Annotated in this window: 16 protein-coding genes and 1 pseudogene; 6 read left to right on the forward strand and 11 right to left on the reverse strand. The window is 65.5% G+C overall.

Going from position 1 to position 17372, the window contains the following annotated elements; all coding sequences use genetic code 11:
* Positions 1 to 327 precede the first annotated feature (327 nt).
* The 4 genes and pseudogenes from OKW38_RS16010 to OKW38_RS16025 all read right to left on the reverse strand — a co-directional run bounded on the left by OKW38_RS16010 (position 328) and on the right by OKW38_RS16025 (position 1535).
* A complete protein-coding gene (locus OKW38_RS16010; RefSeq protein WP_429335819.1) occupies positions 328 to 810 on the reverse strand; it encodes a hypothetical protein in 483 nt (160 codons plus the stop codon).
* Positions 811 to 1035 (reverse strand): 3D domain-containing protein, encoded by a 225-nt coding sequence (locus OKW38_RS16015; RefSeq protein ID WP_429335818.1) that lies wholly within the window; start codon positions 1033 to 1035, stop codon positions 811 to 813. It abuts the gene before it with no gap.
* Positions 1008 to 1231, reverse strand: a pseudogene (locus tag OKW38_RS16020) (hypothetical protein); the annotation flags it as partial. The gene OKW38_RS16015 and the pseudogene OKW38_RS16020, both read right to left, overlap by 28 nt.
* A gap of 88 nt (positions 1232 to 1319) precedes the next feature.
* Positions 1320 to 1535, reverse strand: coding sequence for a hypothetical protein (locus OKW38_RS16025; protein ID WP_429335817.1), 216 nt, complete (start codon positions 1533 to 1535; stop codon positions 1320 to 1322).
* A 121-nt stretch (positions 1536 to 1656) separates the two neighbouring features.
* On the opposite strand from OKW38_RS16025, the gene OKW38_RS16030 reads away from it, so the two are divergent.
* Both OKW38_RS16030 and OKW38_RS16035 read left to right on the forward strand, forming a co-directional pair.
* Entirely contained in the window at positions 1657 to 2310 is a 654-nt protein-coding gene (locus tag OKW38_RS16030; RefSeq protein WP_429362277.1) for a LysE family translocator, read from the forward strand.
* Between the two features lie 255 nt (positions 2311 to 2565).
* The gene (locus OKW38_RS16035; protein WP_090803240.1) at positions 2566 to 3354 is read left to right on the forward strand and encodes a sulfite exporter TauE/SafE family protein; all 789 of its coding nucleotides are present in this window, start codon (positions 2566 to 2568) and stop codon (positions 3352 to 3354) included.
* A 41-nt stretch (positions 3355 to 3395) separates the two neighbouring features.
* Here OKW38_RS16035 and OKW38_RS16040 read toward each other — a convergent pair whose 3' ends face one another.
* Together OKW38_RS16040 and OKW38_RS16045 are read right to left on the reverse strand one after the other, a co-directional pair.
* Positions 3396 to 3644 carry a hypothetical protein gene (locus OKW38_RS16040; RefSeq protein ID WP_429362279.1) on the reverse strand — a complete coding sequence of 83 codons (249 nt, stop codon included), beginning with the start codon at positions 3642 to 3644 and terminating at the stop codon, positions 3396 to 3398.
* 261 nt (positions 3645 to 3905) lie between these two features.
* The gene (locus OKW38_RS16045; RefSeq protein ID WP_090803235.1) at positions 3906 to 4250 is read right to left on the reverse strand and encodes a BON domain-containing protein; all 345 of its coding nucleotides are present in this window, start codon (positions 4248 to 4250) and stop codon (positions 3906 to 3908) included.
* Between the two features lie 564 nt (positions 4251 to 4814).
* On the opposite strand from OKW38_RS16045, the gene OKW38_RS16050 reads away from it, so the two are divergent.
* From OKW38_RS16050 to OKW38_RS16060, 3 genes are all read left to right on the forward strand, one after another.
* On the forward strand, positions 4815 to 6218 hold the full coding sequence (locus OKW38_RS16050) for a TAXI family TRAP transporter solute-binding subunit (RefSeq protein ID WP_090803232.1): 1404 nt from the start codon (positions 4815 to 4817) through the stop codon (positions 6216 to 6218).
* A gap of 160 nt (positions 6219 to 6378) precedes the next feature.
* Complete coding sequence (locus tag OKW38_RS16055) at positions 6379 to 7035, forward strand: 2-hydroxychromene-2-carboxylate isomerase (RefSeq protein WP_187617873.1); 657 nt, start codon at positions 6379 to 6381, stop codon at positions 7033 to 7035.
* Positions 7036 to 7235: 200 nt separating this feature from the next.
* Complete coding sequence (locus OKW38_RS16060) at positions 7236 to 8186, forward strand: LysR substrate-binding domain-containing protein (RefSeq protein ID WP_090803229.1); 951 nt, start codon at positions 7236 to 7238, stop codon at positions 8184 to 8186.
* Here OKW38_RS16060 and xdhC read toward each other — a convergent pair.
* From xdhC to xdhA, 3 genes are read right to left on the reverse strand one after another with little or no spacing between them, the layout of a single operon-like run.
* Positions 8183 to 8773 carry a xanthine dehydrogenase accessory protein XdhC gene (xdhC, locus tag OKW38_RS16065; protein WP_429362280.1) on the reverse strand — a complete coding sequence of 197 codons (591 nt, stop codon included), beginning with the start codon at positions 8771 to 8773 and terminating at the stop codon, positions 8183 to 8185. The genes OKW38_RS16060 and xdhC overlap by 4 nt on opposite strands.
* Before the next feature lie 31 nt (positions 8774 to 8804).
* On the reverse strand, positions 8805 to 11174 hold the full coding sequence (xdhB, locus tag OKW38_RS16070; RefSeq protein ID WP_429362282.1) for a xanthine dehydrogenase molybdopterin binding subunit: 2370 nt from the start codon (positions 11172 to 11174) through the stop codon (positions 8805 to 8807).
* 36 nt (positions 11175 to 11210) lie between these two features.
* On the reverse strand, positions 11211 to 12728 hold the full coding sequence (gene xdhA / locus OKW38_RS16075; protein ID WP_429335812.1) for a xanthine dehydrogenase small subunit: 1518 nt from the start codon (positions 12726 to 12728) through the stop codon (positions 11211 to 11213).
* A gap of 227 nt (positions 12729 to 12955) precedes the next feature.
* Here xdhA and OKW38_RS16080 point away from each other — a divergent pair, with 227 nt between their 5' ends.
* Positions 12956 to 14167, forward strand: a complete 1212-nt coding sequence (locus tag OKW38_RS16080; RefSeq protein ID WP_429362284.1) for an MFS transporter — start codon at positions 12956 to 12958, stop codon at positions 14165 to 14167.
* 115 nt (positions 14168 to 14282) lie between these two features.
* On the opposite strand, the gene OKW38_RS16085 is transcribed toward OKW38_RS16080, so the two are convergent.
* Both OKW38_RS16085 and OKW38_RS16090 read right to left on the reverse strand, forming a co-directional pair.
* A complete protein-coding gene (locus OKW38_RS16085; RefSeq protein ID WP_090803222.1) occupies positions 14283 to 15572 on the reverse strand; it encodes an oligosaccharide flippase family protein in 1290 nt (429 codons plus the stop codon).
* A gap of 31 nt (positions 15573 to 15603) precedes the next feature.
* A complete protein-coding gene (locus OKW38_RS16090; protein ID WP_429362285.1) occupies positions 15604 to 17340 on the reverse strand; it encodes a hypothetical protein in 1737 nt (578 codons plus the stop codon).
* Between the last annotated feature and the right edge of the window lie 32 nt (positions 17341 to 17372).

Here is a 17372-nt window from a genome sequence, read left to right on the forward strand (position 1 = left end):
TTAGGCGAATTTTTCCGATATAACGGTCAAACAAAAAAAAATCGGCATTAAGCCGTAATGCTGTTCAGTTAAGCGACTGAGCGGCATTTTCGTTTTCTGGCAAAACCGGTTTACACGGGGCGCGGCGATGCTGTGACCTTGATGGTCAGTCAATCCCCATGTACTCCCTCCCGTGCGCTTGTCGTGACACGATAGCGAGTCAGGCCTGAATAATTCGCTCTCGGCGCCGGCACCGTTCAGGATGTCGACCCTATGCTCAGTCGCGTGGTGCCGCTTGTCTGCGTGACCCGGCTGCGTGAAGCCCCGCCTGAACGAGGCAGCATCGCGCTATCTGCCGCGTTGGCCATTTTTTTCCGAGCACGTCTGTGGCTCGATACTGTGCTTTAGTCCACCGGGGACAGATTCCGGCTGGTCTTTTTCCGGCGGCTCTATCGTTACACTCTCGATGTATTCTTGAATGCGAATCGCCTTTTTCAAATCGCCTCCCACCTTCTTCCCGCGCGCGTCGATAAAATCAGTGTGCGTATTTATAGTGAGAATCACCGGCTTTACACCTGAATTCCCGTGCCAATTTGCCCACATTGAGTAAGGCCCGATTCTATCTCCTCCTAGAGCCTTCGATTGAATGTCGCCGATTCGCGTCCCCATCGGATCGCCAACGATATCGAAGTTACAAAGCACGAGCCCTTTCAAAACGGAGTTTTTATTCAATAGCGGAATGATTGCCGAATCAAAATCGACCGATCCCGTCCCATCTAGCGCGAAAGAGACAAATGGAAAAAACAACACGAGAGGAAAAGCTTTTTTCATTTAATAACCCAGGAATTTGACACGGGCGTTTTGGAGATCCCCTCCCGATGCTTGCCATGCGCGCGTCGCCGCGCTTCCGGGACCACTGAAGTGGTCGATATGTGCGCCGCGAATGCCACCGCCCGTATCATCGGCAGACCGCTCGCCGACTATTCGCCTACCGTCGCTAGAGGCAATATAAACAGCGCTGAGGCCGCCGTGCGACCGCGGCAATCGCACGCCCATGCATAACCCAGGGCGTCGGCATTTCGTAACCGTTCGAATACAACCGAAGCCTATCCTGCGGAAACCATTCGCCAGTTTCGACGTTCATCGCCATTGCAGACGGCATTGGCGGGAAGTTTGAGTATATTGAATAGGTGACACGACAAACTTGGCACTCTTCCTCGCCCGCGGCACCTGCCTGTTTCTGTTGTCCCATTCGACCTCTTTTGATTTTCCAGAAAACACCCGGCGAATTAAGCATCTAAACGGTGGCACGGTCAATGATTTTAATTTGAGACAAAACTTCATTGACAGATATTAACGATTGCTCTGGCCATCTCATTTTTAGGCGATTTTTTCCCGATATCACGACCAAACAAAAAAAGCGGCATTGAGCCGCAATGCCGTTCAGTTAAGCAACTGAGCGGCATTTTTGTTTTTCTGACAAAAGAGCCGTTGTAAGCGAGCGCGGCGATGTTAGCTTTCATCGCCATGCTGGCCGATGCGCTGAAGCGAGTCATCGCGCGTCGAGTCTCACCCATCCCCGCCCTTGCCCGCGATTTCCGGTCTGGCTATGCTGGCGGGTGCGCCGGCTGCCCGCAGGCGACCGCCCCAACCAGAACAACGCTCGATAACCTGGCCATGTCCACCACCAGTCTGTTTTTCACGGCCGCCGGCGTCGGCCTCGCGATCGCCGCGCCGGTCGGCCCGATGGGCATGCTGTGCATCCGCCGAACGCTGAGCGGCGGTCCGCGCGCGGGACTCGCGATCGGCTTCGGCATCGCCAGCGGCGACGCGGCCTACGGGCTGATCGCGGCGCTCGGCCTCGTCGGCATTTCTCAGTTCATGCTCGCGTACGACCGCCCGCTGCATCTGCTCGCGGGCCTGTTCCTGCTGTATCTCGGCGTGCGCGCGCTGCTGCAGAAGCAGCCCGCTGAAACCGCCGACGGCAATGGCAACGGCAACGGCAACGGCAAGCTCGCGCAGATCGGCCGCGCCGGCGCGCTGCGTGCGTACGCGAGCGCGCTGCTGTTGACGCTGACCAATCCGCAGACCGTCATCATGTTCGCGGCGCTATTCACGACGCTCGCACCGCGCGGCGCGTTCTCGCCGGCCATCGCGCTGACGACGGTCGGCGGTGTGTTCGCCGGCTCGATCGCGTGGTGGTGCTGTCTGGTGACCATGGTGTCGCTCGCGCGTCATGCGATCGGCAGCAGGCTACGCGTCGCGATCGATCGCGTGGTCGGCTTCACGCTCGCGGCGTTCGGCGTCGTCGAAATCCGCCGCGCGCTCTGAGCGGCACCTCACACGCCATGCGGCACATCAGCGCCGTACACGCCGAACGCAGCCCGCTGCCAGCCGCGACGCGCTCCCCCTGAACAAGTGCCGCACGCTGGCGCGGCAGTTTTGCGACAATAGCGCCTTTCGCCGCTGAGGCGCCGGCCGACGCGGCCGTGCAGCGCACCGCACGCCGCCGCACCCACCCGCCCCGGCGCGTACGCCGGCCTTGCCGCCCATCCTTTCACCCGCGCTGCGTCAGCTGTCCGTTCAATGGCTCTACCCCACATCGATCTGCTGTACTCCGTCTCCGGCCTGTTCGTCGGCTTTCTGGTCGGGCTGACGGGCGTCGGCGGCGGCTCGCTGATGACGCCGATCCTCGTCCTGCTGTTCAAGGTGCACCCTGCCACCGCGGTCGGCACCGACCTGCTGTACGCGGCCGCAACCAAGGCGACCGGCACGCTGGTGCACGGACTGAAGGGCTCGGTCGACTGGCAGGTCACGCTGCGCCTCGCGGCCGGCAGCGTGCCCGCGGCGACCGTCACGCTGATCCTGCTGCATCGCTATGGAATGGATACGCCTGGCGCGGGCCGGCTGATCCAGGTCGTGCTCGGCGCGGCGCTGCTGATTACCGCGATCGCGCTGGTGTTCCGTCCGCAGCTCGCGGCGCTCGGCGCGCGCAAGCAACGCGCGCCGAGCCAGGCACGCACGCTCGCGCTGACCATGCTGACCGGAGCGACCCTCGGCGTGCTGGTGTCGTTGACGTCGGTGGGCGCGGGTGCGATTGGCGTGACGGTGTTGATGCTGCTGTATCCGATGCTGCCGACGACGCGCATCGTCGGCTCCGACATCGCGCACGCGGTGCCGCTGACCTTGCTCGCGGGCGCCGGACATTGGCTGCTCGGCTCGATCGACTGGTCGATGCTGCTGTCGCTGCTGGTGGGATCGCTGCCCGGCATCGCGATCGGCAGCTATCTGGCCTCGCGCGCGCCGGACGCGCTGCTGCGCAATCTGCTCGCCGCGACGCTAACGCTGGTCGGCGTGCGGCTGGTGTTGTCGTGAGGCGCTGAAGACGCGTCAAGCGCGCACGCCGCAACCCGTGTCTATTTGAAAAACCGGCAGGTCAGATCCGCCTCGAACTGCCTGACCCACTGACCGTGGCGGTCGTAATACGACTGTGACCAGTTGCCGCGCCGCACGGTGACGACCCGCTCGTGCGCCGGCTCACCGGGTGCCACACTCCCGCTGATGTCGAAATGCGCGGGCGCGAAACCGTGTCGCGCGCACACCAGTTCGAATGCCGCGCGATCGCCGATCGGCAGATCGATATAGCGAAACAGCGTGGTTTCCATGACCTTGGCTCCCCCTTCCCTCTTGGTCACAGTACGCCTTGCGATGCGGCGGTAATGTGTCGCAGCGCACGAATCCGCGACGGCCGCGCCTCCATCAGGACCTGTGCGTGCGGCAAGCCGCATTGCTGCGGTCCCGCAAACCTCGCGAGTGCCACGCCATAAAACCGGCGGCGAAAAAAAAAGCTCCGGCGATCATGCCAGAGCCTCCAGGTTGACCACCGCGCGACGCGGGCCTTGCGGCGCCGCGCGCACGCGTACCGCTTACTGCTGCACCACTTTGAGCTTGTTCGACACTGACATTACGCCGTCGACACCCTTGGCGGCTTCGCCGGCCGCATCGATCTGTCCCTGGGTCGGCACCGAGCCGGTCAGCGTCACTGCGCCGCCGCGCGCGCGCACGGCGATGTGCGACACGTCGAGACCCTGGGTCTTCGTCAGCGCGTGGCGCACCTTACGGCCAAGTTCGTGATTCGCTGCCTTGCCGGCCTTGACGGCGGCTGCCGCCGACGCCGTATCGGTTGCCGGAGCGTTTTGGGCGTAGACGTTGCACGCCACCGCCATCGCCACCACCGGACCCAGTGCTTTCAGAAAACCGACCGTCTTCATAGCTCTCTTCTCCTTGGTTTCACATTGGACCGCATGAACAAGCGGCATCGTTACGACTACGGGCGGCCGTCATCGCGCGAACGCGCGCGTGAGCGACGGCCATCAACGGCTGTGACACGATGTGCAAGAGGCGAGAGAGGCTGATTACCGGCAACCGGCAAACCGCGACGTCCGCCGACGCACCCGGTTCTTGTCCGTCTTGCCGGGGTCGCGCCGCAAACGTTGGATCGCGGTAGCGATGCACAATTTAATCTAGCCGGCACAGAAGCGCAAAGGATTTAGCGCGCGGCGTGGCGCGCCGACAGCGGGTGCGTCATGCGTGCCGGATAGAAGCAGACACGCTCCGTGGTCGCGCAAGAATTTGCACGGGCATCATGCCAGCGCTCATGCCGGCGTTCACCGCGGTGCTCACCATTTGTTACGCGTTTGTCGGCGTGACGGGCGGCTACGCGTTTCGCGGCCGCGCCAATCTCAGGTACCATCGGCGCGACGCGTGCTGGCGCGCGCCGCCCACGCCGCCTTCGCGCATTCGAGCCCGATCGACCGCCGCTTTCAGATGATCCGATGAAGCCTGACACCGGCCGCACCCGCCCTACCCATCTCGTCGCCCGTTTTGTCGCGATCTCGTGGCGCGACCTGGCGGTCTCGTTCGGCCCGCTCGTGCTGCTCGTGATCGTCGCAATCTGGGCCGCCGTGCGGCTGATCCAACCCGCCCCGCCGAATACGCTGACGATTAGCGCCGGTCCCGTCGGCAGCACCTTCTGGATCGCCGCGCAGAAGTACAAGACGATCCTTGCGCGCAATCGCATTACGCTGAACGTGCTGGCCTCGCAGGGCTCGCAGGAAAATCTGAAGCGGCTGTTGGACCCGAACGCGGACGTCGACGTCGGCTTCGTGCAGAGCGGCATCGCGCCCGCCGCGGTGGACAAGGACAAAAGCCTGATGTCGCTCGGCAGCGTCGCTTACGTGCCGCTCGCGATCTTCTACCGCGGCGCCCCCGTCGACTGGCTGTCCGGGTTCAAGGGCGAACGCCTCGCGATCGGCCCCGAGGGCAGCGGCACGCGCGAGCTCGCGCTCGCGCTGCTGAAGGCCAACGGCATCGTGCCGGGCGGTCCGACCCAACTGCTGCCGCTGACGGGCGACGCAGCCGCCGACGCGCTGATCGACGGCACGATCGACGCGACCTTCCTCGCCGGCGACTCGGCGCAGCCGGCCGTGATGGGCAAGCTCTACCGCACGCAGAACGTGCGCTTCTACGATTTTTCGCAGGCCGACGCGTACACGCGCCGCTTTCCGTACCTGACGCAGCTGAAGGTGCCGATGGGCGCCTTCGACCTCGGCAAGAACCTGCCGGCGAACTCGATCAGCATCGTCGCGCCGACCGCCGAGCTGATCGCGCGCGATTCGCTGCATCCGGCGCTGTCCGATCTGCTGATCGAAGCCGCGCGCGAGGTGCACGGCGGCGCGACGACGTTGCAGCGCGCCGGCGAATTCCCCGCCCCGCTCGCGCACGACTTCCCGCTTTCGGACGACGCCGCGCGCTACTACAAGTCGGGCAAGAGCTTCCTGTACCGAACGCTGCCGTTCTGGATCGCGAGTCTCGCGGACCGCCTGCTGGTGATCATCGTGCCGCTGATCGTGCTGCTGGTGCCGGCGCTGCGCATCGTGCCCGGGTTGTACGCGTGGCGCGTCAAATCGCGCATCTATCGCTGGTACGGCGCGCTGATCGCGATCGAGCGCAGCGCGCTCGGCGAACATGCGTCGGCCGAACGCGCGTCGCTGATCGAGCGGCTCGACGCGATCGAAGACTCGGTCAACGGCATGAAGATGCCGCTCGCGTACGCGGACCAGTTCTACGTGCTGCGCGAGCACATCGGCTTCGTGCGGCGGCGGCTCACGGAAAGCCGCGACACGCAGGGCGGGCTGGACGAGGTCGACGAGCTGGCGGCCGATAAAGTCAAAGGCTGAGCGCCTCTGACGACTCCGCCGGAACCTACGCCCACCGGCCACCGCCAGGGGATATCGACCGATGCAAGCCGGGACCGCACCGCGTAAGATCGCTACAATTTTGATGAGGTAACGGACGCACCGTCCGCATCGTCCGACACAGGCAATCCGGGAGACATTTATGACCGTTGGCATCGACGCCCAACAGCGGCAGTGGTTTTACGATTTCGTCTCGCCGTTCACCTACCTGTTGCTCGAGCAATACGACAAATGGCCCGGCTTCGACTTCGCGTTCACGCCGGTCGTGCTGAACGATCTGTATCGCCACTGGGGCCAGCGCTCCGCGTACAGCGTGCCCGCCAAGCGCACCTTCATGTACCGGCACGCGCTGTTTCGCGCGGAGCAGCTCGGCATTCCGTACAAAATGCCGCCCGCCCATCCGTTCGATTCGATGAAGCCGCTGCTGCTCGCGACCGCCGCGAACGGCGACGTGCAATTCGTGCGCGAGATTTTCCGCTTCATCTGGCGCGAGGGGCGCGATCCGTCGAGCGACGAAGCGTTCGCCGAGCTGTGCGAGCGCGTCGGCAAGCCGGACGGCCCGGAACTGATCCAGGACGAAGCCGTGCAGGCGCAATTGCAGCGCAATACCGCCGATGCGGTCGAACTCGGCGTCTATGGCGTGCCGACGTTTCGTCTGAACGATCAGCTGTTCTGGGGCGAGGACGCGCTGCCGATGGTGCTGTACTGTGCGCGCACGCCGAACTGGCTCGAATCGCGCGAGGTGAAGCGGATCAGCTCGCTGCCATGGGGGCTGCCGGACAAACCAACACCGGCATAACACGGCGGCCGCTGCGGACCGCGCCCTCGTTGCGGCTTCGGCCCGAACGAATCGACGCCGGCAGGCGTCGCGCTGATGCCGGCCATACCGTGCCCACTATGCCGCCGAAGCGCAAACGCGCCTAAGGTTAAGCTTTCGCACCCCACGCGCGCGCCGCGCGGCGAGCTCATCGGCAGCGCCCGCGCCACCACGCTTCGATCATGGACGACACCGCCGCCTCACTCGATATCTGGCTCGTGCGCGTACTGCGCACGCTGCTCGTCGAGCGCAGCGTCACGCAGACCGCGTTGCGGCTGAACCAGACCCAGCCCGCGATCAGCACCGCGCTGCGCAAGCTGCGCGACACGCTCGGCGATCCGATTCTGGTGCGCGGCAAGTCGGGTATGGTGCCGACCGAATACGGCGAGTCGCTGCTCGCGGCCGCGCAGCGCGTGTTGCGCGATGTCGATTTCGTCGCGACGCCGCATGGCGATTTCGACCCGGGCCGCTCGCGCCGCACTTTTCGCGTCGCCGCGCCCGACTATCTGAACGACTTCTTCATGCCGACCGTGATCGCGCGGTTTCGCGAAGCGGCGCCGCATGCGCGGCTCGAAATCGAATCGCTGGGGCCGCTGCTCGATCATTCGGCCGCGCTCGACGCCGGCGAACTTGATCTGGTGATCGGCAACTGGCCGAAGCCCGATCCGCGCTTCGAGCGCAGCGACCTGTTCGCCGATACCGTCGTGTGCATGATGCGCGCGGACCATCCGCTGACACACGAGCCGCTCACCCGCGAAGCCTATCTGGCCGCGCCGCATCTCGCGCCGACACCCTACAGCGGCGCGCGCGGCGGCGCGATCGATACCGGCTTCGCGCGGGCGAAGGCGAGCCGGCGCATCGTCGCGACGCTGCCCTACTTCGGGCTCGTCGCGCAGACGCTTCTGCAATCGGATCTGATCTTCACGACGACGCGGCGCTTCGCGATGCACTACGCGAGCATGTTGCCGCTCGCGGTCGTCGACGTGCCGATCGCGTTTCCGCGCATCCGCTGCTATCAGTTGTGGCATCCGCAGCCGGATCGGCCAAGCGATATCGGCTGGCTGAGGACGTTGATGTCCGAGGTGTCGGGTGAGCTGGTCGCGCGCAAGCCCCCGTTGCGCCGCATGGCCTAAACCGTGATCTGCTTCGTTGCGCGGACGTGGTTCGCGGCCTGCCCCAACGCATGAACCGTCGCGGCCTGCCGTGTCCTCAGTCGCAGCAGTTGCGCGCACACCGCAATCGCGATCGCGGCGGGCGCCTTGTCGACGATCCCTTCGACGCCGATCGGGCAGGTCATCTCCGCGAGCCGCTCCAACTCCACGCCTCGTTCGAGCAGTCGCCGCTCGAACTTCACGCGCTTCGTGTTCGAGCCGATCATGCCGAAGTAGCTGAAATCACGCCGTCGCATGATGCGCGAGGCCAGCGAAAAATCGAGCGCATGGTTGTGCGTCATCACCAGAAACCACGCGCCGGGCGGCGCCGCGTCTACGATCGCCTCGGGCGTGTCGGTCGCTTCGACCTGCACGTTGGGCGGCGTTTCGTCGGGGAACAGCTCGTCGCGTTCGTCGACCCACTGGACCACGCACGGCAGGCTGCCAAGCAGATGCGCCAGCGCATGGCCGACGTGTCCCGCGCCGAACAGCACGATGTGCATCGGCGCCGGCCGCGGTGCAAGCTCGGGTCCGCTCCCGCCCGGAGAACAATTCAGGCGTGCTTCCATATTGCGCTCCCAACTCGTTTGCCAGTCGCCATCACGCCTGCCGCGCGGCCGCCGTCGCGGCCCGCACCGCGCCGACCGCTTTCAGGATTTCCTCGCTGGTCGCGGGCGCATTGAGCGGCGGATTGACCTGATGGCCGCCGACCGCCGACACCGCGTCGCGTACCGCGAAAAACACCGAGAACGGCAGCAGCAGCGGCGGCTCGCCGGTCGCTTTCGAACGATGGATGCTGTCCTCCGCGTTACGGTTCCTGAACAGCCTGACATTAAAAACCGGCGGCACGTCGTTGACGGTCGGGATCTTGTACGTCGAGGGCGCGTGCGTCATCAGCTTGCCGCCCGCGTCCCACCACAGCTCCTCGGTGGTGAGCCAGCCCATGCCCTGAATGAACGCGCCTTCCACCTGGCCGATGTCGAGCGCCGGATTTAGCGAGGCGCCGACGTCGTGCAGCGCATCGGCGCGCAGCACGCGCATTTCGCCGGTCAGCGTGTCGATCACGACTTCCGATACCGCCGCGCCGTACGAGTAGTAGTAGAACGGCCGTCCTTGCAGCTTCGACTGATCCCAGTAGAGCTTCGGTGTCGCGTAGAAGCCGTCGGACCACAACTGGATGCGCGCGAGATAAGCCTTCGCGACCACTTCCTCGAACCGCACGGCGACCTCGCCGACCATCACGCGATCATGCGCGAAGCGCACGCCCCGCGGGTTCACGCTGCCCGCGCCGAAGCGCTCGGCCGCGAACGCGGCGAGCCGCTCGCGCAACTGGCGCGCGGCGTCCTGCGCGGCTTTGCCGTTCAGGTCGGACCCGGTCGACGCGGCCGTCGCAGACGTATTGGCGACCTTGCTGGTATCGGTCGCGGTCACCCGAATCCGGTTGAAGCCGACGCCGAGTTCATGCGCGACGACCTGCGCGACCTTCGTGTTCAGCCCCTGGCCCATTTCGGTGCCGCCGTGGTTCACGAGCACCGAGCCGTCGGTGTAGATATGCACGAGCGCGCCGGCCTGGTTGAAGTGCGTGACGTTGAACGCGATGCCGAACTTGACCGGCGTGAGTGCCAGGCCCTTCTTCAGGATCTCGTTGTTCGCGTTGAATGCGTCGATCTCCTTGCGGCGCGCGCGATAGTCGCTGGTCGCTTCGAGCTCGTCGATCAGCTCGTGAATCACGTTGTCTTCGACCACCTGGCCGTACGGCGTCTGGTTGCGTTCGGTCTTGCCGTAGAGATTGCGGCGGCGCACGTCGAGCGCATCGACGCCGCGCGAGCGCGCGACGTTGTCGAGGATGTACTCGATCGCGAACGCGCCCTGCGGGCCGCCGAAGCCGCGAAACGCCGTGTTCGACTGCGTGTTGGTCTTGCCGCAGAAGCCGTCGATCGAGACGTCCGACAGCCAGTACGCGTTGTCGAAGTGGCACAGCGCGCGCGTCATCACCGGGCCCGACAGGTCGGCGGAAAAGCCGCAGCGCGAGGTCATGTCGACCGCGACGCCTTCGATCACGCCCTCTGCGTCGTAGCCGACTTCGTACGTGTAGTGGAAATCGTGACGCTTGCCGGTCACCATCATGTCGTCGTCGCGATCCGGGCGCAGCTTGACCGGGCACAGCAGCTTCCACGCGGCGAGCGCGGCGCAGCACGCGAACAGCGCCGACTGCGATTCCTTGCCGCCGAAACCGCCGCCCATGCGCCGGCATTCGATCAATACGTTATGCGATGCAACGCCCAACGTGTGCGCGACGAGGTGCTGCATTTCGGTCGGATGCTGGGTCGAGCAGTAGACGTGCATGCCGTCGTCGTCCTTCGGCACCGCGTACGAGATCTGCCCTTCCAGATAGAACTGCTCCTGGCCGCCGAGCCACATCTCACCGGCCGCGCGATGCGCGGCACGCGCGATCTTCGTGCCGGCGTCGCCGCGCGCGAGCTTCATCGGCGGCAGCACGAACTGGTTCGCGGCGCGCGCCTGCTGCGCGCTCAGCACCGCCGGCAGTTCCTCGTAGACCACCTCGGCGCGCCGTGCGCCGAGACGCGCCACCTCGTGCGACGTCGCGACCACGATCAGCATCGGCTGGCCGACGTATTGCACGACGCCGTCGGCGAGGATCGGATCGTCGCCATGAACGATCGGGCCGACGTCGTTGACGCCGGGGATGTCGTCGGCGGTGAAGACCGCGACGACGCCGGGCGTCGCGCGCACCTTGTCGAGCGCGATCGAGACGATCTTCGCGTGCGCCTTCGACGACAGTCCCAGCGCCGCGTGCAGCGTGCCGGCCAGCTCGGGAATGTCGTCGGTGTAGGTCGCGCGGCCGCTTACGTGCAGATGCGCGGACTCGTGCGGACGCGACACGTGCACCTGGGTGAAGTCGTCGAGTTCCTGAACCTCTTTCAGGAACGGTTCGGCTTGCTGGTTCATGGTTGTGTTCTCCGTATTCTCGGGGACGCGCGGCGCTCAGGCGCTCGCGCCGGCCGGCGCGACCGCGCGCACGTCGAGCGCGCTCTTCGGCAGCGGCTGCCGCGCGCGCGTTTCGAGCCAGAAGCGGTACAGCGTGTTCTTCGCCGCTTCGAGGCGGTAGTCGCTGCTCGCGCGCATGTCGGTGAGCGGCGCGTAGTCGGTGCCCAGCGCGAGCATCGCGGCCTGCGCGGTCGCCTCGTGCCATTCGGCGTCGCGCAGCACGGCTTCGGCATTGAGCGCGCGCTTCGGCGTCGCGGCCATGCCGCCGAACGCGATGCGCGGCTCGCGGATCGCGTCGCCGTCGGCGATGAACGAGAACGCCGCGCAGACGGCCGAGATATCCGAATCGAAGCGCTTCGACAGCTTGTAGGTACGAAAGCGCAGGTTAGCGCGCGCCCCGCCGCGCGCGGGCACCTTCAGGCCGACGACGAACTCGTGCCCGGCCATGTCCTTCTTCTGATACGCGAGGTACAGGTCTTCGAGCGGCATTTCGCGCTCGATGTCGCCGCCCCGCACGATCACGCGCGCGCCGAGCGCGATCAGCCCCGGCATCGAATCGCCGATCGGCGAGCCGTTCGCGATGTTGCCGCCGAGCGTGCCGGCGTTGCGGATCGGCAGCGACGCGAAGCGCTGCCACATTTCGGTCAGCTCCGGGTACTGCTTCGCGATCTCGGCATACGCTTTTTCGACGCTGACGCCGGCGCCGATCTCGATCCAGTCGTCATTGGTTTCGAGCTTTTGCAGCTCGGCGATCTGTCCGACGTAGACGAGGTCGCCGAGCTCGCGCATCTGCTTGGTGACCCACAGGCCGATGTCGGTGCTGCCCGCGAGCAGGCGCGCGGCCGGTTCCTGCTGTTTGATCCGCGCGAGCGCCGCGACCGTGCGCGGCGCGGCGAAGCGCTGGCCCGCGTGCTCGTACTGAAACGTGTCGCGGCGTTCGAGCGTCGCGAGCGTGTCGGCGAGCGCCTTTACGTCGACTGGCGCTTGCGGCGCGGGCGCGTCGAACATGCGCTCGGCCGCGTCGACGATCGGCCGGTAGCCGGTGCAGCGGCACAGGTTGCCGGTCAGCGCATTGCCGATCGCCTCGCGCGACGGCACCGTGCGGTTCGCGCAGCCATGCTCGTGGCCGTGCTTCTCGTAGAGCGCCCACATCGACATGATGAAGCCCGGCGTGCAGAAGCCGCACTGCGAGCCGTGGCAGTCCACCATCGCCTGCTGCACCGGATGCAGCGAGCCGTCCGGCTGGCGCAGGTCTTCGACCGTGAAGAGCGCGCGGCCGTCGAGGGTCGGCACGAACTGGATGCAGGCGTTGACCGCCTTGAACTCGACGCCGCCCGCCGGATTGCGCTCGCCGATCACGACGGTGCAGGCGCCGCAGTCGCCTTCGGCGCAGCCCTCCTTGGTGCCGGTGCAATGCGCGTCCTCGCGCAGATACTGCAGCACCGTGCGGGTGACGGGCGCGTCCTCGATTTCGCGGATCGCGTTGCGGTGATAGAAACGAATCGGCTCGGTCATGTCTCGGTGCTCTCGTCTGTTCCGTGTTTGCGCGGACACGCCGCGTCGATGGTTTGAAAGCTATCACCGTCAATAAACGCAACCCATAGCTCGAATCGCATGGGGGACATATTGTTCGCGCGATATGACCCGCCATTGATTCGTCCCATTTTTAAGCAAATCCTGCAAGGGAATCGGTTCCATGGGAGAATCACGCCTTCCCGCCGAATTCAAGTCTGGTTTTCCCGATGTCCACCGACTCCGCGTCCGCCCGCAGCGAATTTGCGACGACCCTGCAGATCATCCCGGTCGTCTTTTTCACCTTTCTTTGCTACCTCGCGATCGGTATTCCGCTCGCGGTGCTGCCCGGTTATGTGCACGGCGACCTCGGCTACAGCGCGGTGCTGGCCGGCGCGGCGATCAGCGTGCAGTACCTCGCGACGCTCGCGTCGCGGCCGCTCGCGGGCCGCTCGGCCGATACGCTCGGGCCGAAGCGCACGGTGTCGATCGGTCTGCTCGGCTGCGGCGCGAGCGGCGTGCTGCTGTTGCTCGCCGCGCTGACCGGTCGCTGGCCGGGGCTGAGCCTCGCACTGCTCGTGTGCAGCCGGCTCGTGCTCGGTTTCGGCGAGAGCCTGTGCGGCACCGGCGCGATCCTGTGGGGAATCGGCCGGGTCGGCACCTCCAACAACGCCCGCGTGATTTCGTGGAACGGCATCGCGACCTACGGCGCACTCGCGATCGGCGCACCGCTCGGCGTGATGATCTCGCGCTCGATCGGCTTTACCGCGCTCGGCATTCTGGTGATCGCGCTCGCGGGGCTCGGCTATTACCTCGCGCGTCTGATCGCGCCGGTGCCGGTCGTGCACGGCGAGCGGATGTCGTATCGCAGCGTGCTGACGCGCGTGCTGCCGCACGGCATAGGTCTCGCGCTCGGCTCGGCCGGCTTCGGTTCGATCGCGACCTTCATCACGCTGTTCTATGCGGCGAAGCACTGGCCGAATGCGGCGCTGTCGCTGACGCTGTTCGGCACGCTGTTCATCGGCGCGCGCCTGCTGTTCGCGAACACGATCAAGACCTACGGCGGCTTTCGTGTGGCAATCGCGTCGTTCTCGTTCGAATGCGCGGGTCTGTTGATGCTGTGGCTCGCGCCCGAGCCGCATATCGCGCTCGCGGGCGCCGCGCTGACCGGCTTTGGCTTCGCGCTGGTGTTTCCGGCGCTCGGCGTCGAGGCGGTCGGGCTCGTGCCGCCGGCGAGCCGCGGCGCAGCGCTGTCCGCGTACTCGGTGTTTCTCGATCTGTCGCTCGGCATTACCGGGCCGCTGGCGGGGTATATCGCCGGCGAGTTCGGTTACGGCTCGGTGTTCCTGTTTGCCGCGATCGCGGCTGCCGCGGCGGTCGTGCTGTCGACGGTGCTGTATCTGCGCAACGCGAAAGTAACCGGTCTGTCTACCGCGCAGTAAGCCCTCGCAGTGAACGCGCGCAACGAACGCGCGGCGCTGACGCAACAAGGCCGCGACGCGCAAAGTCTTCACGACGCGCGCCGCGGCCATTCGATCCCGCTGTCCATCCTCGCGGCTAATCTCTCTCCGCCGCCATCTCCTGCTTGATCGTCGTCTGCGCGCGAACCGCGATCTGGCCGTGATTGATTCGGCTCGACACGTTGTACACGCCGATCAGCATGAACAGCTCGGTGGCGGCCACCGAGCACGCGGTGCCGACACCGCCCCAGAAGTAGATGCTGATCGGTGCCTGCACCAGATGGAACAGCGCGCCGTAGATATAGATCCGCTTCAGCAACGACTGATTGCCCGACGCGATGATCGTCAGCATCACCTGGGTCGTCGTCATGCCGACGATCGCCGGCACGAACACGAGAATGCGCAAAATGCGGAACGTCTCGCCGAACGCCTCGCCGAGAAAACGTCCGACGAACCATTCGCCGAGCACCGTAAAGCCAACCAGAATCAGCACCGCCGACGCCGCGAACGCGACCATGAAGCCGCGGTTGACCTTGTGGATATAGGCGATGTCGTTGCGCTCGTAAGCGACGCAGATCTTCGGAAAGAACGCCTGGATGGCCGGCGCCGTGCACGCGCGTAGCGCGTTGGTGAGTCGCTCGGCCGCCACGTAATAGCCGACCGCGCCCGGGCCGCTGATCATGCGCAGCATGATCACGTTCGCGTACATGTACACGGACGTCAGCGCCGAACCGAGAAAGATGTGATACGCCTCTTTCGCCTCGGCCATCACGTCGGCCCAACTGACCCGCACGCTCAGCAGGATCTCGCGCTTCCAGATCAGCGCGCCCATCAGGATCACGCCGCACACGAAGGTCGGCGCATATTGCAAAGCGGCCGCGAGCATCACGTCGTCGCGAGTCCTCACGAACAGGAACAGCGGAATCAGCAGACCCACGCGCGTCGCGAGCAGCGTGCCCGCGAGCACCGGCAGGCGCTGCGTGCCTTCGTAGAAGCAGCCGGGCGTCAGCACGCCGCCCCAGATCACGAGCGAGCCCAGCAGCGTCGCACCGCGCTCCTGCGGCGACATGTGCGCGGCGAAGGCCCAGCCGACCAGCACCAGCGAGCACAGCAACGCGAGAATCGCGCGGCCGATCGTGGTCGACCAGTAGATGCGGTTCACGACCTCCGGGTTATCGATGTGCACCGCCACCTTGCGCGCGCTCGACAGGCCGAAGCCGAAGTCGACGATGACGAGAAGAATCTGCGAAATCGATTGCGCGTAACCGATCACGCCCAACCCGGCCGGCCCAAGTACGTGCGACAGATACGGCAACGTAACGAGCGGCAGCACGTAGTTCAGTGCGTACACCGAATACAGCGCGATGATGACGTTTCTCGTCGACACAATCGTCCTGTTTGCAGTAGGCGGTTAAAACTCACGTCGAAAAAACAGAGTACGACACGAAAGCAGGTTCACTTAGTGCGATATCGATCTTGTTGTAGCGATCGTCTTCGCCATTTGCGTTCAACACCGCGCTCTTCACCGCATTGCCGATCAGATTGCTTACCACGGTCTTGTAGTTGGCATCGGTTGCGTCGGTTGCGAACAGGATTTCGGCGAGTAGAGCATGGCCGCGTGTCGCCACGCGCAACACCACGCGGCCCGAGGTCGAGCGCAGCACGTTGATCGCGATGCGCGTCGTCTCCTGCGACACGGTCTGGTTTCCGCAATGCAGCGCCGCCGCGACGCCGCCGCGTTCGTAGCCGACGCCGAGATTCAGCGCATGCACGAGGCTCGCGTCCTTGCCGCCCGCGATCGCGCCGCCGCCCGGATACGCCTTGGCGTAACCGACTATCGTGTCGCCCGCGCGATCGCCGAAATTGCCCTGAATCGTGATGCCGTCGAGCGGTGTGCTGCCCGGCGCGGTCGAGCTGCCGTACACGAACTGCGGGCCGTCGCAGCCGGCGTTCTCGTCGTCCTGGCCGGGGCGGTAGCGATTGCCCACGATCGTCGCCGCCTGCTGGTAATCGATCTGGATGTGGCAACTCTGACCGGGCGGCACATCGAGGTACGACGGATGGCCGCGCGTCGAGAATTTCCAGCGGCCGATCTTGCCGTCGCCGCCGCAACCGTTGCGCGAGAAGTAATTGCCGTTCACCACCTTGCCCCAGTTGCCGCTCTTCATATAGACGCCGGCAAAGCCATTGCGATCGAACACCGCGCCGACGATCAGCGACTCCGCGCCGAGAATCACGCCGTGTCGCGCGTTCCATTCCCAGCGTCCGCCGATCACCTGCCAGAAGTTGTCGACGATATCGGCGCCGGCCGTATGGCAGAACATGCCGATGCAATTGATCAGCGAGCCGTCGGTGTGCTCGGTCGCGTAGAAGCCGCGCTCGCACATGTACGCATAGCAGCGCTCGAGCGTCGAGGTGACGCCGAGTTCGTAGCCCGCGCGCGAAAAACCGATCGCCGTGCAATGACTCGCCCCGGCCGACGTACCGAAGTGGATGCCGATCGCCGTGTTGCCGGTGTGCGCCGGATAGTTGGCGAGGTAGTAGATGACCTTGTCGTAATGCGCGGGCCGCACCTGCACATGCTCGACGAACGCCGCGTCGCCCAGCGTCAGCGCCGCCGACCTCGGGCCGCCCGAGTCCTGTCTCTCCAGCACGGTCGCCCCCATCGCGATGTCGGTGATCACCACGTATTCGCCGCCGCCGTCGCCCCGCAGTCTCGAGCCGTTCGCGGTGGCCAGGTCGCCGGTGTAACGCCAGATGCCGCGCGGTAGATACAACCCGCGCGCACCGCTCGCGAACGCTTGCCTGAGTTCAGCGCCGCAGTCGTAACCGGACGCGCCGCGCTGGATCGCCGCCAGCCGGTGCGGATCGACGAAGCGCGCGACGCTGACCTCGAGTCCCGCGACGATATCGCTGAGCGTCTTCAGATAGCTCGGCGCAACCGGTTCCGATGCGGCGCGCTCGGGCACGGACGCGGCGACGCGCAGGATGCCGCCGGCGCCGTCGCCGGCGCCGTTGCCCATACTCGCGAACGCGCCGCGCTCGCGCAGCGCGTGCCCCGTCGCGCGCGCGATGCCCAAATCGGCTGTGCTTGCACTGGCCCCGGCCAGGCCGCCGAGCAGGAACGTCTTGAGCGCCTGTCGCCGGGTTTTCATCTAGCCTTCCCCCATTGCGTTACTCCGTTCTT

The sequence above is a fragment of the Paraburkholderia sp. MM5496-R1 genome, from assembly GCF_050436205.1.
GTDB classification, from domain to species: domain Bacteria; phylum Pseudomonadota; class Gammaproteobacteria; order Burkholderiales; family Burkholderiaceae; genus Paraburkholderia; species Paraburkholderia tuberum.